The sequence below is a fragment of the Aeromonas sp. FDAARGOS 1407 genome, assembly GCF_019048725.1.
In the GTDB taxonomy this organism is placed as follows: Bacteria; Pseudomonadota; Gammaproteobacteria; order Enterobacterales; family Aeromonadaceae; genus Aeromonas; species Aeromonas enteropelogenes.
Genome location: NZ_CP077399.1, coordinates 3,782,806 through 3,800,828, shown reverse-complemented (window position 1 = coordinate 3,800,828; position 18,023 = coordinate 3,782,806). Strand labels below are relative to the sequence as shown.

At 60.6% G+C, this 18,023-nt stretch carries 13 protein-coding genes and 1 other RNA gene; 9 read left to right on the top strand and 5 right to left on the bottom strand.

Annotated elements, in window-relative coordinates:
- Positions 1-99 precede the first annotated feature (99 nt).
- Positions 100-774: a transcriptional regulator TctD gene (tctD, locus tag I6L37_RS17800; RefSeq protein WP_042024946.1), complete on the top strand. Its 675-nt coding sequence runs from the start codon at positions 100-102 to the stop codon at positions 772-774.
- 43 nt (positions 775-817) lie between these two features.
- Entirely contained in the window at positions 818-2,164 is a 1,347-nt protein-coding gene (locus I6L37_RS17795) for a sensor histidine kinase (protein ID WP_216992561.1), read from the top strand.
- 59 nt (positions 2,165-2,223) lie between these two features.
- On the opposite strand, the gene ssrS is transcribed toward I6L37_RS17795, so the two are convergent.
- A non-coding RNA gene (gene ssrS, locus I6L37_RS17790) (6S RNA) lies at positions 2,224-2,406 on the bottom strand.
- Between the two features lie 15 nt (positions 2,407-2,421).
- A complete protein-coding gene (zapA, locus tag I6L37_RS17785; protein WP_026458364.1) occupies positions 2,422-2,757 on the bottom strand; it encodes a cell division protein ZapA in 336 nt (111 codons plus the stop codon).
- Between the two features lie 173 nt (positions 2,758-2,930).
- Here zapA and I6L37_RS17780 point away from each other — a divergent pair, with 173 nt between their 5' ends.
- The 6 genes from I6L37_RS17780 to gcvP all read left to right on the top strand — a co-directional run bounded on the left by I6L37_RS17780 (position 2,931) and on the right by gcvP (position 11,369).
- Positions 2,931-3,500, top strand: coding sequence for a UPF0149 family protein (locus tag I6L37_RS17780; protein WP_042024943.1), 570 nt, complete (start codon positions 2,931-2,933; stop codon positions 3,498-3,500).
- A gap of 213 nt (positions 3,501-3,713) precedes the next feature.
- On the top strand, positions 3,714-4,952 hold the full coding sequence (ubiH, locus tag I6L37_RS17775) for a 2-octaprenyl-6-methoxyphenyl hydroxylase (RefSeq protein ID WP_216992560.1): 1,239 nt from the start codon (positions 3,714-3,716) through the stop codon (positions 4,950-4,952).
- A gap of 86 nt (positions 4,953-5,038) precedes the next feature.
- Positions 5,039-6,307: an FAD-dependent 2-octaprenylphenol hydroxylase gene (locus tag I6L37_RS17770; RefSeq protein ID WP_216994199.1), complete on the top strand. Its 1,269-nt coding sequence runs from the start codon at positions 5,039-5,041 to the stop codon at positions 6,305-6,307.
- A 429-nt stretch (positions 6,308-6,736) separates the two neighbouring features.
- A complete protein-coding gene (gcvT, locus tag I6L37_RS17765) occupies positions 6,737-7,834 on the top strand; it encodes a glycine cleavage system aminomethyltransferase GcvT (RefSeq protein ID WP_216992559.1) in 1,098 nt (365 codons plus the stop codon).
- A gap of 77 nt (positions 7,835-7,911) precedes the next feature.
- Positions 7,912-8,301, top strand: coding sequence for a glycine cleavage system protein GcvH (gene gcvH, locus I6L37_RS17760; RefSeq protein ID WP_026457262.1), 390 nt, complete (start codon positions 7,912-7,914; stop codon positions 8,299-8,301).
- A 191-nt stretch (positions 8,302-8,492) separates the two neighbouring features.
- On the top strand, positions 8,493-11,369 hold the full coding sequence (gene gcvP, locus I6L37_RS17755) for an aminomethyl-transferring glycine dehydrogenase (RefSeq protein ID WP_216992558.1): 2,877 nt from the start codon (positions 8,493-8,495) through the stop codon (positions 11,367-11,369).
- A 166-nt stretch (positions 11,370-11,535) separates the two neighbouring features.
- Here the strand turns inward: gcvP and I6L37_RS17750 are convergent, their stop codons facing one another.
- From I6L37_RS17750 to I6L37_RS17740, 3 genes are all read right to left on the bottom strand, one after another.
- Positions 11,536-13,188 carry a methyl-accepting chemotaxis protein gene (locus I6L37_RS17750; protein WP_216992557.1) on the bottom strand — a complete coding sequence of 551 codons (1,653 nt, stop codon included), beginning with the start codon at positions 13,186-13,188 and terminating at the stop codon, positions 11,536-11,538.
- A gap of 577 nt (positions 13,189-13,765) precedes the next feature.
- Positions 13,766-15,064 carry an anaerobic sulfatase maturase gene (locus I6L37_RS17745; protein WP_216992556.1) on the bottom strand — a complete coding sequence of 433 codons (1,299 nt, stop codon included), beginning with the start codon at positions 15,062-15,064 and terminating at the stop codon, positions 13,766-13,768.
- A gap of 115 nt (positions 15,065-15,179) precedes the next feature.
- A complete protein-coding gene (locus I6L37_RS17740; RefSeq protein ID WP_302057033.1) occupies positions 15,180-16,673 on the bottom strand; it encodes an arylsulfatase in 1,494 nt (497 codons plus the stop codon).
- 567 nt (positions 16,674-17,240) lie between these two features.
- On the opposite strand from I6L37_RS17740, the gene I6L37_RS17735 reads away from it, so the two are divergent.
- The gene (locus tag I6L37_RS17735) at positions 17,241-17,990 is read left to right on the top strand and encodes a class I SAM-dependent methyltransferase (protein WP_216992555.1); all 750 of its coding nucleotides are present in this window, start codon (positions 17,241-17,243) and stop codon (positions 17,988-17,990) included.
- The last annotated feature ends 33 nt before the right edge of the window (positions 17,991-18,023 follow it).

Below are 18,023 nucleotides of genomic sequence, written 5' to 3'. Positions count from 1 at the left end.
GCGAAATTGTTAAAACAACAACCTTTCATTCACCTTTCAGCCGTTGCTGAATTGCTGGGAGCGTGAAGTGGATCACACCTCGCAGTATGGGGAGACGAGATGCGTTTACTGCTGGCCGAAGACAATCATGAACTGGCGCACTGGCTTTCGCGGGCCTTGACCAGCGCCGGATTCGCCGTGGATTGGGTGGCTGACGGCGACAGCGCCGATCAGCTGCTGCGCCAGGAGCGTTATGCTCTGGCGATCCTGGATATCGAAATGCCCAGGCTGGATGGGCTGACAGTGCTCGGCCGGTTGCGCCGCCGCGGCCAGGGCTTGCCGGTGCTGCTGCTCACCGCCCGTGGCGCGGTAGAGGAGCGGATCTGCGGTCTCAATGCTGGCGCCGACGACTATCTCGCCAAGCCGTTCGATCTGGGGGAGCTCGACGCCCGTCTGCGGGCGCTGCTGCGACGCAGCGAAAGTGGCGGCGCCGAATTGCGGCTGGGGCAGCTGATGCTGCATCCGGACGGTTACTTCGTGGTGAATGACGCCAGGCTGGCCCTGACCCCGCGCGAGCAGGCGCTGCTCACCGCCCTCATGTATCGCCAGGGGCGACCGGTGGCCAAGGGGCAGCTGTTCGAGCAGGTGTTCAACCTCGATGACGAGGTGGGGAAGGAGAGCATCGATCTCTACATCCACCGGCTGCGCAAAAAGCTCGTCGGCAGTGGCGTGGTGATCACTACATTGCGCGGGCTGGGTTATTTGCTGGAAGCGGCGCCGGAGGCTTCCCATTAACCGCTCGCTCCTTCATCAACTGCTGCTGTTTCTTGGCGCTCCCTTGCTGATCCTCTGGGGGGCGTCGGCCTGGTACAGCTACTACGGCGCCCTGGCCGCCGCTACCCAAGCTTATGATCGCACCCTGCTCGCCTCGGCGCGCACCGTGGCCGAGCGCCTCGATGTGCAGCAGGGGCGGCTGCGGGTCGATGTCCCCTACGTGGTGCTCGACAGCTTCGAGCGCAACATGCGCGATCGCCTCTTCTATCAGGTGCGCTCGCCATCCGGTCGGGTCATCTCGGGCTATGAGGAACTGCCGGCGAGGCCGGACAAGACGCCGCTCACCGACCGTTATCCGGCGCTCGCCTACTTCTATGACGGAGAGTTCCAGGGCACGCCTATTCGCGCCGTCGCCCTGCTGCAACCGGTTAACGAAGGGGGGTTGAGCGGCATGGCCACCATCACGGTGGCCGAAACCCTGATGGGGCGTCGTGAACTCGCCGAGCAGCTGTTGTGGCATGCGGTGCTCTCTCAGGGAGCCCTGGTGGCCCTGACCCTGCTGCTCGCCTACCTGCTGCTCAAGCGCCTGCTTACCCCGATGCGCCGTCTGTCGCGCGAGCTATTGCGCCGCGATGCCGCCAACCTGGCGCCGCTGCCGGACTTGCTCCCCTGGCAGGAGACCCGGCCGCTTATCCTCGCCTTTAATCGCCATCTGGCCAGATTGCGTCAGCTGGTGGCCCGTCAGGAGCGCTTCAGCGCCGATGCGGCGCACCAGCTGCGCACCCCGCTGACCATACTGAAGACCCAGGTGGAGGTGGCCCGCAGCGGTCACGATCCCGCCCTGATGCAGGAGAGCCTGACGGCCATGGCGGCCCGGCTCGATCACACCATAGCGCTGACCGAACGCTTGTTGCTGCTGGCCCGCCTCAAATCCGACGAGTGCTCCGGCCTTCGCCAGCGCGAGCCCATCGAGCTGGTGGCGCTGGTGCAGCAGGCTTGTCTCTCCCGCTTGGCACAGGCCCGCAGCAAGGGGATCGATCTCGGCTACGAGGGGGAGGATTCCGCCATCATGGTGGCCGGGGAGCCGCTGCTGCTCGGGGAGCTGTGTGCCAATCTGCTGGACAACGCCATCAAGTACAGCCCGGCAGGTGGCACAGTGACGGCCCGGGTGCAGGCCGCCGGTAAGCAAGTCTGGCTGGAGGTGGAAGACAGCGGCCCCGGCATCGCCCCCGAGCAGGCCGAGCGGGTTTGGCTGCCGTTCCAGCGGCTCGAAAACGGTGCCGATCAGCCCGGCGCCGGCCTTGGCCTCGCTCTGGTGCGCGACATCGCCCACTACCATCATGGCGAGGTGTTGCTGCTGCCTGCGCCGCAACTCGGCGGCCTGCTGGTAAGGCTGAGCCTGCCGATGTGAGGCTGGCGAGGGGAGAATAAAGAAAAAGCCCGTCACCATGGTGACGGGCTTTTTGCTGTTGGAACCCCGGAGATGCCGTTGCCGGTTTGGGCCCTTGAACCGTCGGTTCAAGGCGGGGATCGGATCTGACCGCAGGCTTCTCGGTCGTGCCGAGCATGCGCAATAGCCAGAAGGCAGATCCCCTGTTTGGTATGAATATCGGCTCGGGGACTTGAACCGGCTGACAAACACCCCAGGGAATTTAAAACGGTGCGAGATTAGGGCTGTTGCCCCTCTTCTTCGCTGGAATCACCATACTGTCCGTGCTCTATCAAGGCCGCTTCTATGGTGCGTTGCAGCATCTTGATCCGCTTGTCCATGGTCTCAGAGTATTGGTGGTTTTTCTCTTTTTCAAGGCAGAGCTCATGGCAAAAATTGAGCGCCGCCATCACAGCAAGCTGTTCGTTGCTGGAGACTTTGGAACGTTGACGCAGGTCGATCAATTTTTCGGTCAGCTGCTCGGCGGCCTGGCGCAGGGCATCCTGTTGTCCCAGGGGACAGGATACCTTGTAGGGACGTCCCAAAATGACGATTTCTACGGCCTCTGTGCTCATGCCTTCCTCAATACGGCGAAGAAACTTTCCGCCTTTATCCACGTGGACAACTGGGCGGGACTATATAGCGCAGATGCATAACTTTCAAGGCCTTGCTGGCTCTGGAAGAGGGAGAATGCTAGGATCCTGACCATAAATTTTGCAAACTTGCATGAACTTTGAGCGGATCCACTATGAGCAAGACAACCCCCCTTAACTATGCGGCCGTGACGGCCATCATGGAGCAGCATGAGCTGATGGCCAGTGCGGTCGAGGCTCACGGTGTGATCTGTGGTCTGGTATGTGGTGGCGTGGCGCTGGATGAGAAGAGCTGGGTGCCCCATTTCAACGATCTGGTGAACGACGGATTCGGCCTGCCAGCCCCGGTGCGCCAGCTGATGACCGATCTTTATCACAATGTGGTCGAGAGCCTGATGGCGCAAAAAGGGGTCGAGCTGCTGTTGCCCGGCGACGAGACGCCGCTGGATGAACGCATCGATTCGCTGGTGGACTGGTCCCAGGCGTTTCTGGCCGGTTTCGGTGTGGTGCAGCAGGAACTCTCCCGCGCCTCGGAAGAGCTGCAGGAGATGATCCAGGATATCGCCAGCATCACCCAGGTCTCTGCCGAATTCGATCAGGAAGATGACGAGAACGAAGCCTCCTTCCTGGTGCTCTACGAGCACGTCAAGCTGGGGGTCATGATGGCCTTTGAAGAGTTTGGCAAGCGCCCGGACAGTCCGGTTACCCCGCCGACCCTGCATTGATGTACCGATTGTGGTGACAGATCACCCTTTGTCACCCGATGAAAGCAAAGAGCGCCCCGTGGCGCTCTTTTGTTGTGGCAAAGTGATAGCAACGTGATGGCAAAGGCTGACTAACCCTGTGAGCTGACACCGGTTTTTTGCCGCCCACCACGCAACCGGCCTCTCCCTTTGTGGTAGCATGAGGCCACGTTTTTGACTTCTCCTTCTCTGCTTATGTCCCAATCTGATGTGCGACAGGTCGATGTGACCCTGGTCGGTGGTGGAATGAGTGGTGCCGTGCTGGCCCTCTCTCTGGCGGCCCTGCGCAAGCCCGATGGATCGCCCCTGTCGATCCTGCTGCTGGAGGCCAGTGCCCCCGACATCCATGCCTCTGCACCGGCTCACCCGGGCTTCGATGCCCGCGCCATCGCGCTGGCGGCGGGCACCTGCGAGGCGCTGGAGCGGCGTGGGCTCTGGCCCCTGTTTGCTCCCCACTGCGCCCCCATCACCCATATTCATGTCTCGGATCGGGGCCACTGCGGCCAGACTCGTCTGTCAGCGGCTGAATACGGTCTGCCCGCCCTGGGGCAGGTCATTGAACTGGCGGCCGTGGGTCACACCTTGCAGCAGGCCATGGCGGCCTGCGAGCAGATCCGGGTGGTGTGTCCGGCGCGGGTCGGCGATATCCAGCCCCGGGAGGAGGCGGTCAGGCTCACGCTTGAGAGCGGCGAGCAGGTAGAGACCCGGCTGCTGGTGGCGGCCGACGGGGGCAACTCCTTCGTGCGCCAGCACTTCAAGCTGGCGGTGACCCGCCACGATTTTGAACAGAGTGCCATCATAGCTACCGTCAAGACCGCCGAAGATCCCGCCGGCCGCGCCTTCGAGCGCTTTACCGAGCAAGGGCCCCTGGCCCTGCTGCCGATGCAGGAGGGGCTCTCCTCTTTGGTCTGGAGCGTCGCGCGTCATGAGGTGGACGAGCTGATGGGACTGGATGAGGCCGCGTTTCTGGCTCGCCTGCAGGCGGCGTTTGGCTGGCGGCTGGGACGTTTCGAGCGCACCGGTCAGCGCCACGTCTATCCGCTGGTATTGACCGCCTGCGACTATCCGCTGGCCCAGCGTACCGTGCTGGTGGGCAATGCCGCCCATGCCCTGCACCCCATTGCCGGTCAGGGCTTCAATCTCGGCATGCGGGATCTCGATCTGCTGACCGATGCCATCGCCAGCGCCCTGGCGGTGGGGGAGGATATCGGCAGCTTCGCCGTACTCAATGGCTACTGGCAGCAGCGCAAGGTCGATCAGGCGCAGACCGTCTGGCTCACCTCCTCGCTGGCCCAGCTCTTCTCCAATGGTCACGATCCCCTGGTGGCGGGGCGCAACCTGGCGCTCTCCCTGATGGGGCGGCTCCCCTGTCTCAAGGCGCCGCTTGCCTCCCGTACCCTGGGCTTTGTCGCAGATGTATGTGGCAAGCGTTAAGTCGCCCGGGGCCAACTTATGCTGAAAGGGGATGTGCGATGGTGCCCCCTGCTGGCCACGCTGGCCAGCCATGAAAGGAACAGATGATGCAGATGCAAGATGTGGATGTGGTGATTGTCGGGGGCGGCATGGTGGGCCTGGGGCTCGCCGCAGCGCTCAAGGAGAGTGCCCTCAAGGTGGTGGTGGTCGAGGGGCGTCTGCCCGACTCCGAGCTTGGCGAGGTGGCCGACAACCGGGTCAGCGCCCTGAGCCTCGCCAGCCAGCGCATTCTGCAGCGGGTCGGGGCCTGGTCCGGGATTGCGGCGCGCCGCCTGCAGCATTACGACAAGATGGCGGTGTGGGATCAGGACAGCTTCGGCCATATCGATTTTGATGCCGCCAGCCTGCGCCAGAGCGCCCTCGGCCATATCGTCGAGAACCGGGTCATCCAGCTGGCGCTGCTGGAGGCGATCGAGGGCGCCAGCAACATCCAGCTGCTCACACCGGCTCGCGCCAAGAGCCTGCAGAGCGGCCCGGCGGGGGCCCTGCTGCTCCTTGAAGATGGCCAGGCCATCGTGGCGAAACTGGTAGTGGCGGCCGATGGTGCCCACTCCTGGGTCCGTCGTCAGGCCGATATTCCACTGACCAGCTGGGATTACGGCCATCACGCCCTGGTGGCAACCGTGCGCTGCGCCGAGTCCCATCAGGCGGTGGCCCGCCAGATCTTTACCCCGGAAGGGCCGCTCGCCTTCCTGCCCTTGTGGCAGGGGGAGCTCTGCTCCATCGTCTGGTCCCTGCCTGCCGCGCGGGCCGAGGCACTGTGCGCCTGCGACGATGAGAAGTTCAATCGCCAGCTCACCGCGGCATTCGATGCGCGGCTCGGCCTGTGCAAGGTGGAGGGGCCGCGCAGCGCCATCCCGCTCACCGCCCGCTATGCCCGCGATTTTGCCCGCGAGCGGCTGGTGCTGGTGGGCGATGCCGCCCACACCATACACCCGCTGGCAGGGCAGGGGGTCAACCTCGGCCTGCTGGATGCCGCCGCCCTGGCTGAGCTTATCCTCGCCAACCAGCGTGCCGGCAAGGATATCGGCCTGCAGGCCAACCTGCGCAGCTACGAGCGCTGGCGCAAGAGCGAGGCGGCCAGGATGCTGGCGGCGATGGAGGGGCTCAAGCGACTGTTTAGCGGCGCTCACCCCCTCAAGAAGCTGGTGCGCGGGGTGGGATTGCGTGCGGCCGATCTGCTGACGCCTTTCAAAGAGGGGGTGATCCGTGCCGCCATGGGGCTGGAGGGCGAATTGCCCGCCCTGGCCCGTCCCGAGTGGGTGCCGGAGGCGCCGGCCAACCCGGTGCCGCGGGCCAAGCTTTCGCCAAAATGATGAAAAAAACTAATATTACCCGGCTTTTTTTATAAAAAAAGTAATCTGGCAAGGCTGATGCCCCTGACGAGGCGTCAGCCTTTAATTTTGGTGCAGTGCGAAACGTTTTTCTGCAAATTGTGACGAAACGGTGAAAATCGAAATTTAATCTCGACTTCTTCCGTTTACGGCTGTTTTTATCTTGGCGTTTATCTTAGTGTCTGGAAGCACTTAAACGGGAGGGGATTAGTTTTTTTTGAGCGGTGCATGGGCCCGCTTGGCATATAATCCGTCCCGTTCAAGGAATCCCTCTTGCCCGGCAAGGGCAGGAGCGAGCACAGACCCGGTGACCGGCTCTCTTTGCTGTGAAGGCTTATCTTTGCAGTGAACCAGGCGGGTTGCGAGAGTTGTCGCTAACGCTAAAGGGCTTTTTGCTAAGGAAAGAATGCGATGATCCAGACTACTGTACTGCATCCCAAACACCTGGAAGCCGGCGCCAAAATGGTGGACTTCCATGGTTGGGAAATGCCCATCAACTACGGTTCCCAGCTGGAAGAGCACCACGCGGTGCGCAGCGACGCCGGCATGTTCGATGTCTCCCACATGACCATCGTCGATCTGACCGGCGAGCGGGTCAAAGCCTTCCTGCAACACCTGCTGGCCAACGACGTGGCCAAGCTGACCGTCTCCGGCAAGGCCCTCTACAGCGGCATGCTCAATCCCGAAGGGGGCGTCATCGACGATCTCATCACCTATTACCTGACTGATACCTTCTACCGTCTGGTGGTCAACTCCGCCACCCGCGAGAAGGATCTGGCCTGGATCCGCCATCACGCCATCGATTTCGATGTCACCGTGACCGAGCGCCCCGAACTCGCCATGATCGCGGTGCAGGGCCCCAACGCCAAGCTCAAGGTGGCCTCCGTCCTGAGCGCCTCCCAGCGTACCGCCGTGGTGGGGATGAAGCCCTTCTTCGGCGTGCAGGCTGGCGATCTCTTCATCGCCACCACCGGCTACACCGGCGAAGATGGCTACGAGATCGTGGTGCCGCAAGAGAAGGCGTGCGATCTGTGGCAGGGGCTGCTGGATGCAGGGGTTGCCCCCTGCGGCCTGGGCGCGCGGGATACCCTGCGTCTCGAAGCCGGCATGAACCTCTATGGTCAGGACATGGACGAGTCTATCTCTCCGCTCGCTGCCAATATGGCCTGGACCATCGCCTGGGAGCCGGCCGATCGCCAGTTTATCGGCCGCGCCGCGCTGGAAGCGCAGAAAGCGGCGGGCAACCAGCACAAGCTGGTGGGCCTGGTGATGGAAGAGAAAGGGGTCTTGCGTGCCGGCATGGCGGTCACCTTTATCGGTGCCGATGGCGAGCCGCGGGAAGGGGTGATCACCTCAGGCTCCTTCTCCCCGACCCTGGGCTACAGCATCGCCCTGGCGCGGGTGCCCCGTGACATCGGCGCACAGGCCCAGGTTGAGATCCGCAAGAAATTGGTTACCGTGAAGGTGACCAAGCCCGCCTTCGTCCGCAATGGTCAGGCGCTGGTGTAATGATTGATGGCGGCGCAGGAAGGTCTTGCGCCGCGCCCTTTTGTAAAAAGTGATCCAAGTACATTAAGGAAGCACAAATGAGCCATATCCCGAGCGAACTGAAATATGCCACCTCCCACGAGTGGATCCGTGTCGAAGCCAACGGTGAGGCCGTCGTCGGTATCACCGAGCACGCCCAGGAGCTGTTGGGGGACATGGTGTTTGTCGAGTTGCCCGAGGTGGGTAAGCAGGTCAGCGCCGGTGACGACTGCGCCGTGGCCGAGTCGGTAAAAGCCGCCTCCGACATCTACAGCCCGGTGAGCGGCGAGATCATCGCCGTCAACGAAGAGCTGGAAGGCAGCCCCGAGCTGGTCAACTCCGATCCGTACCAGGCTGGCTGGTTGTTCCGCATCAAGCTGGATGACGCAGGCGAGCTGGCCAACCTGCTGGACGCCGAAGGCTACCAGAACGTGGTGGACGAAGAGTAATGCCTCCGGGCCCTGCACAGCGTGCGGGGCCCTTTTGTATGACGGTCTGCCAACGAGCGGGCCGCAGGATGCCGGCGCGCATCCGCCACAATGGGATAACAGTTCCATTGCGGCACCCATGAACATGAGTGGAGTCGGTCCAGGCCGACTATCAGTGCTTTTTATCAGGATTTATGAGCAGGAATAGGGAAATGACCCAGTCATTGTTTGAACTCGAGCAAAAAACCGATTTCATCCGCCGTCACATCGGCCCGGGTGAGGAAGAGCTGCGCGTGCTGTTGGCCGAAGTGGGTGCCGAGAGCCTGGACGATCTGATTGAGCAGACAGTCCCGGCCGCCATCCGTCGTCCCGGCCCTCTGGGGATCGGCGCCAGCATGACGGAGGTGGAGGCCCTGGCCAAGCTCAAGGGGTACGCCGCCCAGAACAAGATTGCCAAGAGCTATATCGGCATGGGTTATCACGATACCCACGTGCCCCACGTCATCCTGCGCAACGTGCTGGAGAACCCGGGCTGGTACACCGCCTATACCCCCTATCAGCCCGAGCTGGCCCAGGGCCGTCTCGAAGCCCTGCTCAACTTCCAGCAACTGACTCTGGACCTGACCGGCATGGATCTCGCCAGCGCCTCCCTGCTGGATGAAGCCACCGCCGCTGCCGAAGCCATGGCACTCGCCAAGCGGATGGCCAAGTCCAAGTCCAACCTCTTCTTCGTGGCCGACGACGTGCATCCCCAGGTGATCGACGTGGTCAAGGAGCGGGCGGTGCACTTTGGCTTTGACGTGGCGGTCGGTGCCGCCTCTGATGCGGTGAGCGAAGAGGTGTTCGGTGCCCTGTTCCAGTACCCCACCACCACGGGTGAGGTGAAGGATCTGCGGGCGCTTATCGCCGCGGTGCAGGCCCAGAAGGGCCTGGCCTGCGTCAGCGCCGACATCTTGTCGCTCCTGCTGCTCAAATCCCCGGGCGAGCTGGGCGCCGATGTGGTGCTGGGCTCTGCCCAGCGTTTCGGTGTCCCCATGGGTTACGGTGGCCCTCACGCCGCCTTCTTCGCTACCCGCGATGCCTACAAGCGCTCCATGCCGGGCCGCATCATCGGCGTCTCCAAGGATGCCCGTGGCAAGAATGCCCTGCGCATGGCGATGCAGACTCGCGAGCAGCACATCCGCCGCGAGAAGGCCAACTCCAACATCTGTACCGCTCAGGTGCTGTTGGCCAACATGGCGAGCTTCTACGCCGTCTACCACGGTCCGGTTGGGCTGAAAACCATCGCCTCCCGCGTCCATCGTCTGACCAGCATTCTGGCGCTGGGGCTGAAAGCCAAGGGTGTGGCCCTCAAGCACGACAGCTGGTTCGATACCCTGACCGTAGTGACTGCCGACAAGGCTGCGCTGATTGCCAAGGCCGAGGGGCTGGGCATCAACCTGCGCGCCGATCTGGATGGCGCCGTGGGGGTGTCTTTGTCCGAGACCACCACCCGTGATGACGTGGTCGAGCTGTTCGAGCTGTTCCTGGGTGCAGGCCATGGCCTGGAGCTGGAGGCGCTGGACAAGGCAGCCCAGGCCCATCACGCCATCCCGCAGGATCTGCTGCGTACCGACGCCGTGCTGACCCACGAGGTGTTCAACAAGTACCACTCCGAGACCGAGATGCTGCGCTACATCCACCGTCTCGAAGCGAAAGATCTGGCGCTCAACTATGCCATGATTTCGCTCGGCTCTTGCACCATGAAGCTCAACGCCACCGCCGAGATGATCCCGGTGACCTGGCCCGAGTTTGGCAAGCTGCACCCGTTTGCACCGCTCGAGCAGGCCAGGGGTTACCAGCTGCTGCTGGCAGACCTTGAGGACTGGCTGGTGAAGGTGACCGGCTACGATGCGGTCTGCATGCAGCCCAACTCCGGTGCTCAGGGCGAGTACGCGGGCTTGCTCGCCATCAAGAAGTACCACGAGTCTCGCGGCGAGGGGCATCGCGACATCTGCCTCATTCCGGCTTCTGCCCACGGTACCAACCCGGCCTCTGCCCAGATGGCGGGCCTCAAGGTGATCGTCACCGCCTGTGACAAGGCCGGCAACGTGGATCTTGATGACCTGCGCGCCAAGGCGGCCGAGGCGGGGGAGAAGCTTAGCTGTCTGATGGTGACCTACCCCTCCACCCACGGGGTGTACGAGGAGACCATCAAGGAGGTGTGCGACATCGTTCACCAGTACGGTGGTCAGGTCTATCTGGACGGCGCCAACATGAACGCGCAAGTGGGCCTCACTGCGCCTGGCTTTATCGGCGCGGACGTCTCCCACCTCAACCTGCACAAGACCTTCGCCATCCCCCACGGTGGTGGCGGTCCGGGCATGGGCCCCATCGGCGTCAAGCAGCATCTGGCACCGTTCGTAGCCGGTCACGCCGTGGTCAAGACCGATAAAGAGAGCCGGGACAACGGCGCCGTATCGGCGGCACCGTTCGGCTCGGCCAGCATCCTGCCCATCAGCTGGATGTATATCGCCATGCTGGGTGACGAGGGGCTGAAGAAATCCACCCAGGTCGCCATCCTCAACGCCAACTACCTGGCCAAGAAGCTCGGCGAGGCCTTCCCGGTGCTCTACACCGGGCGCAACCATCGCGTTGCCCACGAGTGCATCCTGGATATCCGTCCGCTCAAAGAGGCGTCCGGCATCAGCGAGATGGACGTGGCCAAGCGCCTGATGGATTTTGGCTTCCACGCGCCGACCATGAGCTTCCCGGTGGCGGGCACCCTGATGGTCGAGCCGACCGAATCCGAATCCAAGCGCGAGCTGGATCGCTTCGTCGAGGCGATGATCGCCATCCGCGCCGAGATCGCCAAGGTGCAGGACGGCCACTGGAGCCTGACCGACAACCCGCTGGTGCACGCGCCCCACACCCAGGATGACGTGATGGACGAGCAGTGGAACCGCGCCTACAGCCGCGCCGAGGCGGTCTTCCCCTCCGACGCCGTGCGCGCCAGCAAGCTGTGGCCGTCGGTCAACCGCATCGACGACGTCTACGGCGATCGCAACCTGTTCTGCTCCTGCGTACCCACCGAAGATTACGCCAAGTAAGAAGAGGCGTTCGCGGCTAAAGCGCCGTGACCTTGTGAACCATAAGGCCCTGCATCAGCAGGGCCTTTTTTATGTCGCTCGGCGAAAGAAAGTTAGAGAGGCATAAAAAAACGGCGCCATTGAATGGCGCCGTGAAAATAGGGGGAGCTTGTTGTTGGTATAGGTATCAGGTCAGGCTGAAGCGGCCGATGCTCTGCTGCAGGTGAATGGCCAGTTTATTGAGATCCTGACAGGCCTGGGCCGTGTGTTGCGCACCCTGAGCGTTCTCGTCGGCGACCTCGTGAATGGTGACCATGTTGCGGTTGAGCTCGCCCGTCACCGTGTTCTGCTGCTCGGTGGCGCTGGCAATCTGGGTGTTCATGTCGGTGATATGAGTCACCGCTTCGTTGATCTTGCCGATGCTGTTGCCCGCCTGGCGTGCCAGCTCGACGGAAGTCACCATCTGGTCGCGGTTGGCCTGCATGGCATTGCCGGCATCGATGGCGCAGTTTTGCAGTATTTCGATGATCTTGTTGATCTCGCAGGTCGAGTCCTGGGTGCGTTTGGCCAGGGTGCGTACCTCATCGGCCACCACGGCAAAGCCGCGACCCTGTTCACCGGCGCGCGCGGCCTCAATGGCGGCGTTGAGAGCCAGCAGGTTGGTCTGATCGGCGATGCCGCGGATCACGTCCAGTACCACGCCGATATTGCTGCTCTCCTGCTCCAGGTTGTGGATCACCCGGCCGGTCTGCTCCAGCTGGCTGGAGACCTCTTCGATGCTGTCGATGGCATCCAGCACGACCTGGTTACCCTGATGGGACGCTTCAAAGGCGTGCTGGGCCGCGACGGCCGCGTCGGTGGAGTTGCGGGCCACTTCATGTACCGTGGTCTGCATCTCGTTCATGGCGGTGGCGACCTGGGCAATCTCCTGCTGCTGTTGATGCATGCTTTGGGAAGCCTGAACCGAGATGGTACTCACCTCTTCCACGGCGCAGCTCAGTTGGCTGACCGAGGCGTCGATGTCGTTGACCAGGTCGGTCAGCCCCTCCTTCATGTGGCGGATGGAGTGGGCAAGCTGGCCAATCTCGTCCTTGTGGAAGCGGCCCTGATCGAACCAGTCGCACAGGGTGCCGCGCCCCAGACGGCCGGACGCAATCTGCTGGGCCTGATCGGCCAGCATCAACAGGGGATCGCGGATCTGACGAGTCAGGATGGTGGCGAATACGACCACGGCGATGACCCCCAGCAGCAGGGTGATCATGATGTTGATGCGTGCGTTGCCATAGGCCTGTTCGGCCATGCTGCGCCCTTCGACCGCATAGTCCTGGTTGATCTTGATGAGCGCCTCGACGGCCTCGTGGAGCTTGTCGTAAAGGGGCGTGCCATCGCGCAGGAACATATAACGTGCGTTGAGGGTATCACCTTGTTCCAGAGTATTTTTTACCTTGTAGTAAAAATTCAGGTAATTGCGCCAATCGGATTTCAGATCTTCGAAAAGACGGGTCTCGTTTTGATCAAATAGCGTCTTGCGATATTCCTCGAGCAGCATGTCCATTTGTACCGGCTTGCTGTCCATGATGACTCGATATTCATTTCGTTTTTGCTCATCATCGAAATTGACGAAATAGAGCAATTCATGGCGACGCAGATCGGTCGCGACATTGCGAATATCGTTGGCGCGATTGATGCTGGGGATCACCGCATCTGTGATATCCAGCGTCTGCGTGTTCATATTCTCGAACTGCAGCAGGGAGAAGCCGCCGATGGAGGCCAGCATCAGCCCCAATACGATGAATGCGGCGCTCAGCTTCTTGCCGATGGTCATGTTGTTGATGGACATAGAGGATCCGAACTGTGAGTGTGATTTTTCCTTCCGAAATAGCTGCACTCATCCCGCCAAAATAAATTCAGGCAAGAGAGAATCAGGGGTCCTTGATATAGCGCGGGGTATTGTTTTTTATTATTTAACTTGAGATTTCAGGTGAAACCAAAAGGCGAATTAATTTCTACTATATGATAAAAAGGCATGTTTGGTCAAATGCAATGAGTCGATTAATATCATTTTAGATGGTAAATCGTTTTCTTTTTTATGTTCTGCTGGATGTATTCAGCCTGTTTTTTAATGAAATTGAACATTGCAAAATGTAACAAAATTTATTTTTGGTCAGACCAGATAATATGACCTGGATAAAAGGACTGAGAGTTGGAAAATAAAAATCAGAATTGTCAGTTATTTATTGGCGTTAATACCTACATGGGGTTAGCCATGAAACATGGCGTGCCGGGCAGGTAAAGAGGGGCAACCCACCGCGATGGCCGGTGGGTTGGAGAAGGTTGGAGAAGACAAGAGGCTGACAAAGAGAGTTGATACAGAGAGCGAAAAAGTGGGCAAACGCTGGGCGGCCATGCCCGGCGCGTTATCTGCCCTGATCCTGCTCTTTGAGCACGTGGGCGATGCCTGCCAGTATGGGGGCCGCGTAGTCGAAGAAACGCTTTATCCCGGGGCAGAGGTAGTTCAGGCCAATCTCGCCATCCGGGGTCCTGATCAGGCGATTCTTGGGGCATTTGCCCCAGCAGAGCGTCAGGTAGGGACACTTGAGGCAGTAATCGGGCAGGCTGTCCCGCTTGGACATGCCAAATGCCTCCTGGCGGGTGGAGAAGGCCATGTGGGTCAAGGGGCGCTGTTTGATATCCCCCAGCCGATACTCCGGATAGACGAAGTGATCGCAGGAGAAGACGCTGCCATCGTGCTCGATGGCCAGCGCCTTGCCGCAAAACTCGGCGGTGACGCAGAGCTGGGAGGGGTATCCCATGGTTTGGGCCACGGTGGTTTCGAACAGATTGACCAGCACGCGCCCCAGGTCGTTGTTGACCCACTCCTCGAACACGGTTGCCAGAAAGGTGCCCCAGTCATCGGGATCCACCGACCAGTCCGTGACGATCGACATGGGGTAGCCGGGTTTGCTGAGCTCGCTGCCAACCAGGGGCAGCATGCTGTCGTTCCAGAATTGCGGGGCCGTGCGTTTGAAATCGCTGGCCTCGACGCAGGGGGTGAACTGGATGTAGGTGGCCCCCAGTTCCCGGGTCAGAAAGCGATACACCTCGAGGGGATATTTCGCATTGTGCCGGTTGATGACGGTCAGGGCATTGAAGGGAACCTGATGTTTGCGCAGCAGCTCGGCCGCCGCCATCACCAGATCGAAGGTGGGTTTGCCGCTGCGGGTCACCCGGTATTTGTCGTGTAGTGCGCGGGGCCCGTCGATGGAGAGGCCAACCAGAAAGCCGTGCTCCTTGAGAAACCGGCACCACTCGTCATTGAGCAGGATGCCGTTGGTCTGCAAGTCGTTGCGGATGCTGACCCCGGGTGGGCAATACTTTTGCTGCAGCGCCACTATCTGGCGAAAGTAGTCGATGCCGAGCAGGGTCGGTTCACCGCCCTGCCAGGAGAAGACGATCTCGTCGCCATCCTGCCCCTCTATGTAACTACGGATGAAGGTGTCCAGGGTCTCTTCATCCATCCTGGGTTGTCTGGGTTGATGGAGCAGGTCTTCCTTGTGCAGGTAGAAGCAATATTGGCAATCTATGTTGCACTTGGAGCCCCCCGGTTTGGCCATGACATGGAAGCGGCGGGCATAGGCGCCGCTGCTGTCGCGGCTGGCGGTTTTGAGCGGGGTGACGTCCAGGTGCGTCGTGTCACGGGTCCGGATTTTGTTCATCGTTACTCTTCTGATGACGACGGGTGAGGTCGATACGGGATGAAAACCTGACGAAAGGGAAAGGTGTCAGCCAGCGGGATGAAGATGGCGGAGGGATAGCCCTCCGCCGTATCGTTTACTGCTGGGTTTTCTGCATGGCTTCCTGAATGACCTTGGCCATGTCGAAGGTGGTGCTCCCCTGAACCGGCGGATACTTGACCAGGGTGTTGACGTGCTCGCCGACCATCTCGCTGACCGGTGCCAGCATCCAGGACATCTTCTGCAACAAGTGGCCGTTGGCATCGACGGAGTCGTAACTCTCGAACGGATCGGCCCTCAGGTTGTAGAGCTTGGGTTTGGTGAGCGGGGTGAGGTTGTCATAGTAGTTTTCTGCCACCGCGAAGTGGAACTTCCAGGGGCCGACCCGTACCGCCGAGAGCTTGTCCTCGAAGTAGTAGAAGATGGAGTCGCGAGCCGATTCCTTGCTCTTGCCTTCCCAGTAGGCGAGGTTGTTGACGCCATCTATGTACTGTTTCTTCTCGTCCATCATCTTCTTGCTGACGTCAGGAACGCCAGCCGCCGCTGCCAGGGTGGTAAAGAGATCCTGGTGACCCTGGATGCCATTGAGTACGCCACCCGCCGGGATCTGTGCCGGCCAGCGTGCCATCATGGGCACTCGGACGCCCCCTTCATAGGTGGTCATCTTCTCGCCGCGGAACGGCGTGGTGGCGCCATAAGGCCAGGAGGAGTGTTCCGGACCATTGTCGGTGGTATAGATGACGATGGTGTTCTCTTTCAGACCCCGCTTTTCCAGTTCGTCGAGCAGATAGCCGATGTCGCTGTCGTGCTGCATCATGCCGCTACCATGGTAGTCGTATTCACTGGTGTACTGCTCGGCAGCATAGCGCCACTTGTCGTTGAGACGGGTATAGAGGTGCATGCGGCTGGTATTGACCCAGGTAAAGAAGGGCTTGTCTTCCTTGAGCGAGTTGTCGATGAACTTGAGGGCGGCCGGGATCATCTCGGCGCGGTCGAAGTCCTTCATCCGCTCCTGGCCCAGCGGGCCGGTATCGGTACATTTCTGTTTGCCGACTTCACCGAAACGCGGGTCGACCGTCTTGTCTTCGGTCTCGGTGGCGTAGCAGTGCAGGACGCCGCGGGTACCGAACTTCTTGCTGTACGCCTCCACCGAGCCAGAGTACTGCTTGGCAAAATTCTGGTAATCCCGTTGCTCGTGTTCTTCTTGGGTATTGAGGTGATAGAGGTTGCCGAAAAATTCGTCGAAGCCATGGACGGTCGGCAGGGCAAAGTTGTGATCCCCCAGGTGGTTCTTGCCGAACTGGCCGGTCTTGTAGCCAACGGCTTTCAGCACTTCGGCCAGAGACGGGGAGTCTTTCTTCAGACCCAGCGCACCACCGGGCATGGCCACCGTCGTCATGCCGGAGCGAATGGGGTACTGGCCGGTCAGGAAGGCGGCGCGGCCCGCCGTCGAACTCGGCTGCGCGTAATGATCGGTGAACTTGATGCCTTCGTTGGCGATTCGCTCGATGTCGGGGGTGGTGTAACCCATGGTGCCCATGCCATAGGCACTGACGTTCTGCCAGCCGATGTCATCACCAAAGATGACCAGAATGTTCGGTTTATCCGTTTATGCCATGACACCGGCGGAGAGGATGATGCTCACTGCCGCAGATATTTTTCCTAATCTCATGTTGTCGCTCCATCTAGGTTCAAAAGAAACCTCATCATCAGTCGAACGGCCTGTACATCCATTACACAGCAGCACATTGAGTCCGGTACACCAAGATACTGTACCCATGTGAACAATGACACGGCACGCCCAGCTTATTACGCAGACACTGACTAATAACCAGAGTGTCAGTTGCGGGATATGAAGAGTGTGATGGGGCTCTCATGAGGAATATTCAAACATGACTTCTGTTCAGGTCATGGTATGAACGTCTGATGATGCCAAAGGGGAGGGTGCCTCTCTTTATGCCGGCTCAACAAGAGGTCAATCTGGTCATATTGATAGGCTGGCGCCAGTGCCATGAATAAATACGCAGACTCTGGCCCGCCGCGATTCGACTCGCCAAGGCCGTGAACGTCGTTGTTGGCCTTGAAGCCTGAGCGTATGGAGGGCCTGGCTGGCAGTTGCAGGAACGTTATTGTGTGACAGCATAATGAGGAGTGATGGATGGACAATACCGAACGATTTTCAGCCCGCGTCGAAGCCTATGTGAAATACCGCCCCGGCTACCCGTCAGCCATGCTGGATTTTCTGGCCGATGAGCTGGCCATGGGGTCAGAGACCCTGGTTGCCGACATCGGGGCGGGTACCGGCATACTGACGGCGCTGCTGGCTCCCAGGGTGCGTCAGGTTCTGGCCGTCGAACCCAATCCGGATATGCGTGCGGCGGCGCAGCAGCTGCTGGCCGAGGCTCCCAATGTCGTCTGTCATGACGGTCGGGCCGAGGCGACCGGCCTGCCGGATGGGTGTGTGGATCTCGTCACGGTTGCTCAGGCGTTCCACTGGTTCAATCGCCCGGCCTTCAAGGCCGAGTGCCGCCGCCTGCTGAAGCCTGGTGGCAGAGTGGCCCTCATCTGGAACGACAGGCTGACGGACACCGAATTTCTCAAGGCCTACGAGGGCGGGCTGCGCACCTATTCCGGCGACTATGAGGAGGTCAATCATCGCAACCTGGGGGAGGATGACTTTGCCGCCTTCTTCGAGGGGGGCTATCGGCTCAGCCGGTTCGACAACTGCCAGTATTTCGATCTGGACGGGGTGCTGGGTCGGCTCAACTCCTCTTCCTATGCCCCCGCTATCGGCACGTCGGCTTATGAGCAGTTGACGGCACTGATCCGTCGCGAGTTTGCGCGCTGGGAGCAAGATGGGCGGATTGCCTTCAATTACAGCACCCTGGTCTACAGCGGCCGGGTCTGATGCTATGGATTGGCAGGGCGTTTGCCAGGATGC

Coding starts and splice junctions, on each gene's coding strand:
- tctD (WP_042024946.1), top strand. CDS start 100: ATGCGTTTACTGCTGGCCGAAGACAATCATGAACTGGCGCACTGGCTT.
- zapA (WP_026458364.1), bottom strand. CDS start 2,757: ATGAGCACAGAGGCCGTAGAAATCGTCATTTTGGGACGTCCCTACAAG.
- I6L37_RS17780 (WP_042024943.1), top strand. CDS start 2,931: ATGAGCAAGACAACCCCCCTTAACTATGCGGCCGTGACGGCCATCATG.
- ubiH (WP_216992560.1), top strand. CDS start 3,714: ATGTCCCAATCTGATGTGCGACAGGTCGATGTGACCCTGGTCGGTGGT.
- I6L37_RS17770 (WP_216994199.1), top strand. CDS start 5,039: ATGCAGATGCAAGATGTGGATGTGGTGATTGTCGGGGGCGGCATGGTG.
- gcvT (WP_216992559.1), top strand. CDS start 6,737: ATGATCCAGACTACTGTACTGCATCCCAAACACCTGGAAGCCGGCGCC.
- gcvH (WP_026457262.1), top strand. CDS start 7,912: ATGAGCCATATCCCGAGCGAACTGAAATATGCCACCTCCCACGAGTGG.
- gcvP (WP_216992558.1), top strand. CDS start 8,493: ATGACCCAGTCATTGTTTGAACTCGAGCAAAAAACCGATTTCATCCGC.
- I6L37_RS17750 (WP_216992557.1), bottom strand. CDS start 13,188: ATGTCCATCAACAACATGACCATCGGCAAGAAGCTGAGCGCCGCATTC.
- I6L37_RS17745 (WP_216992556.1), bottom strand. CDS start 15,064: ATGAACAAAATCCGGACCCGTGACACGACGCACCTGGACGTCACCCCG.
- I6L37_RS17735 (WP_216992555.1), top strand. CDS start 17,241: ATGGACAATACCGAACGATTTTCAGCCCGCGTCGAAGCCTATGTGAAA.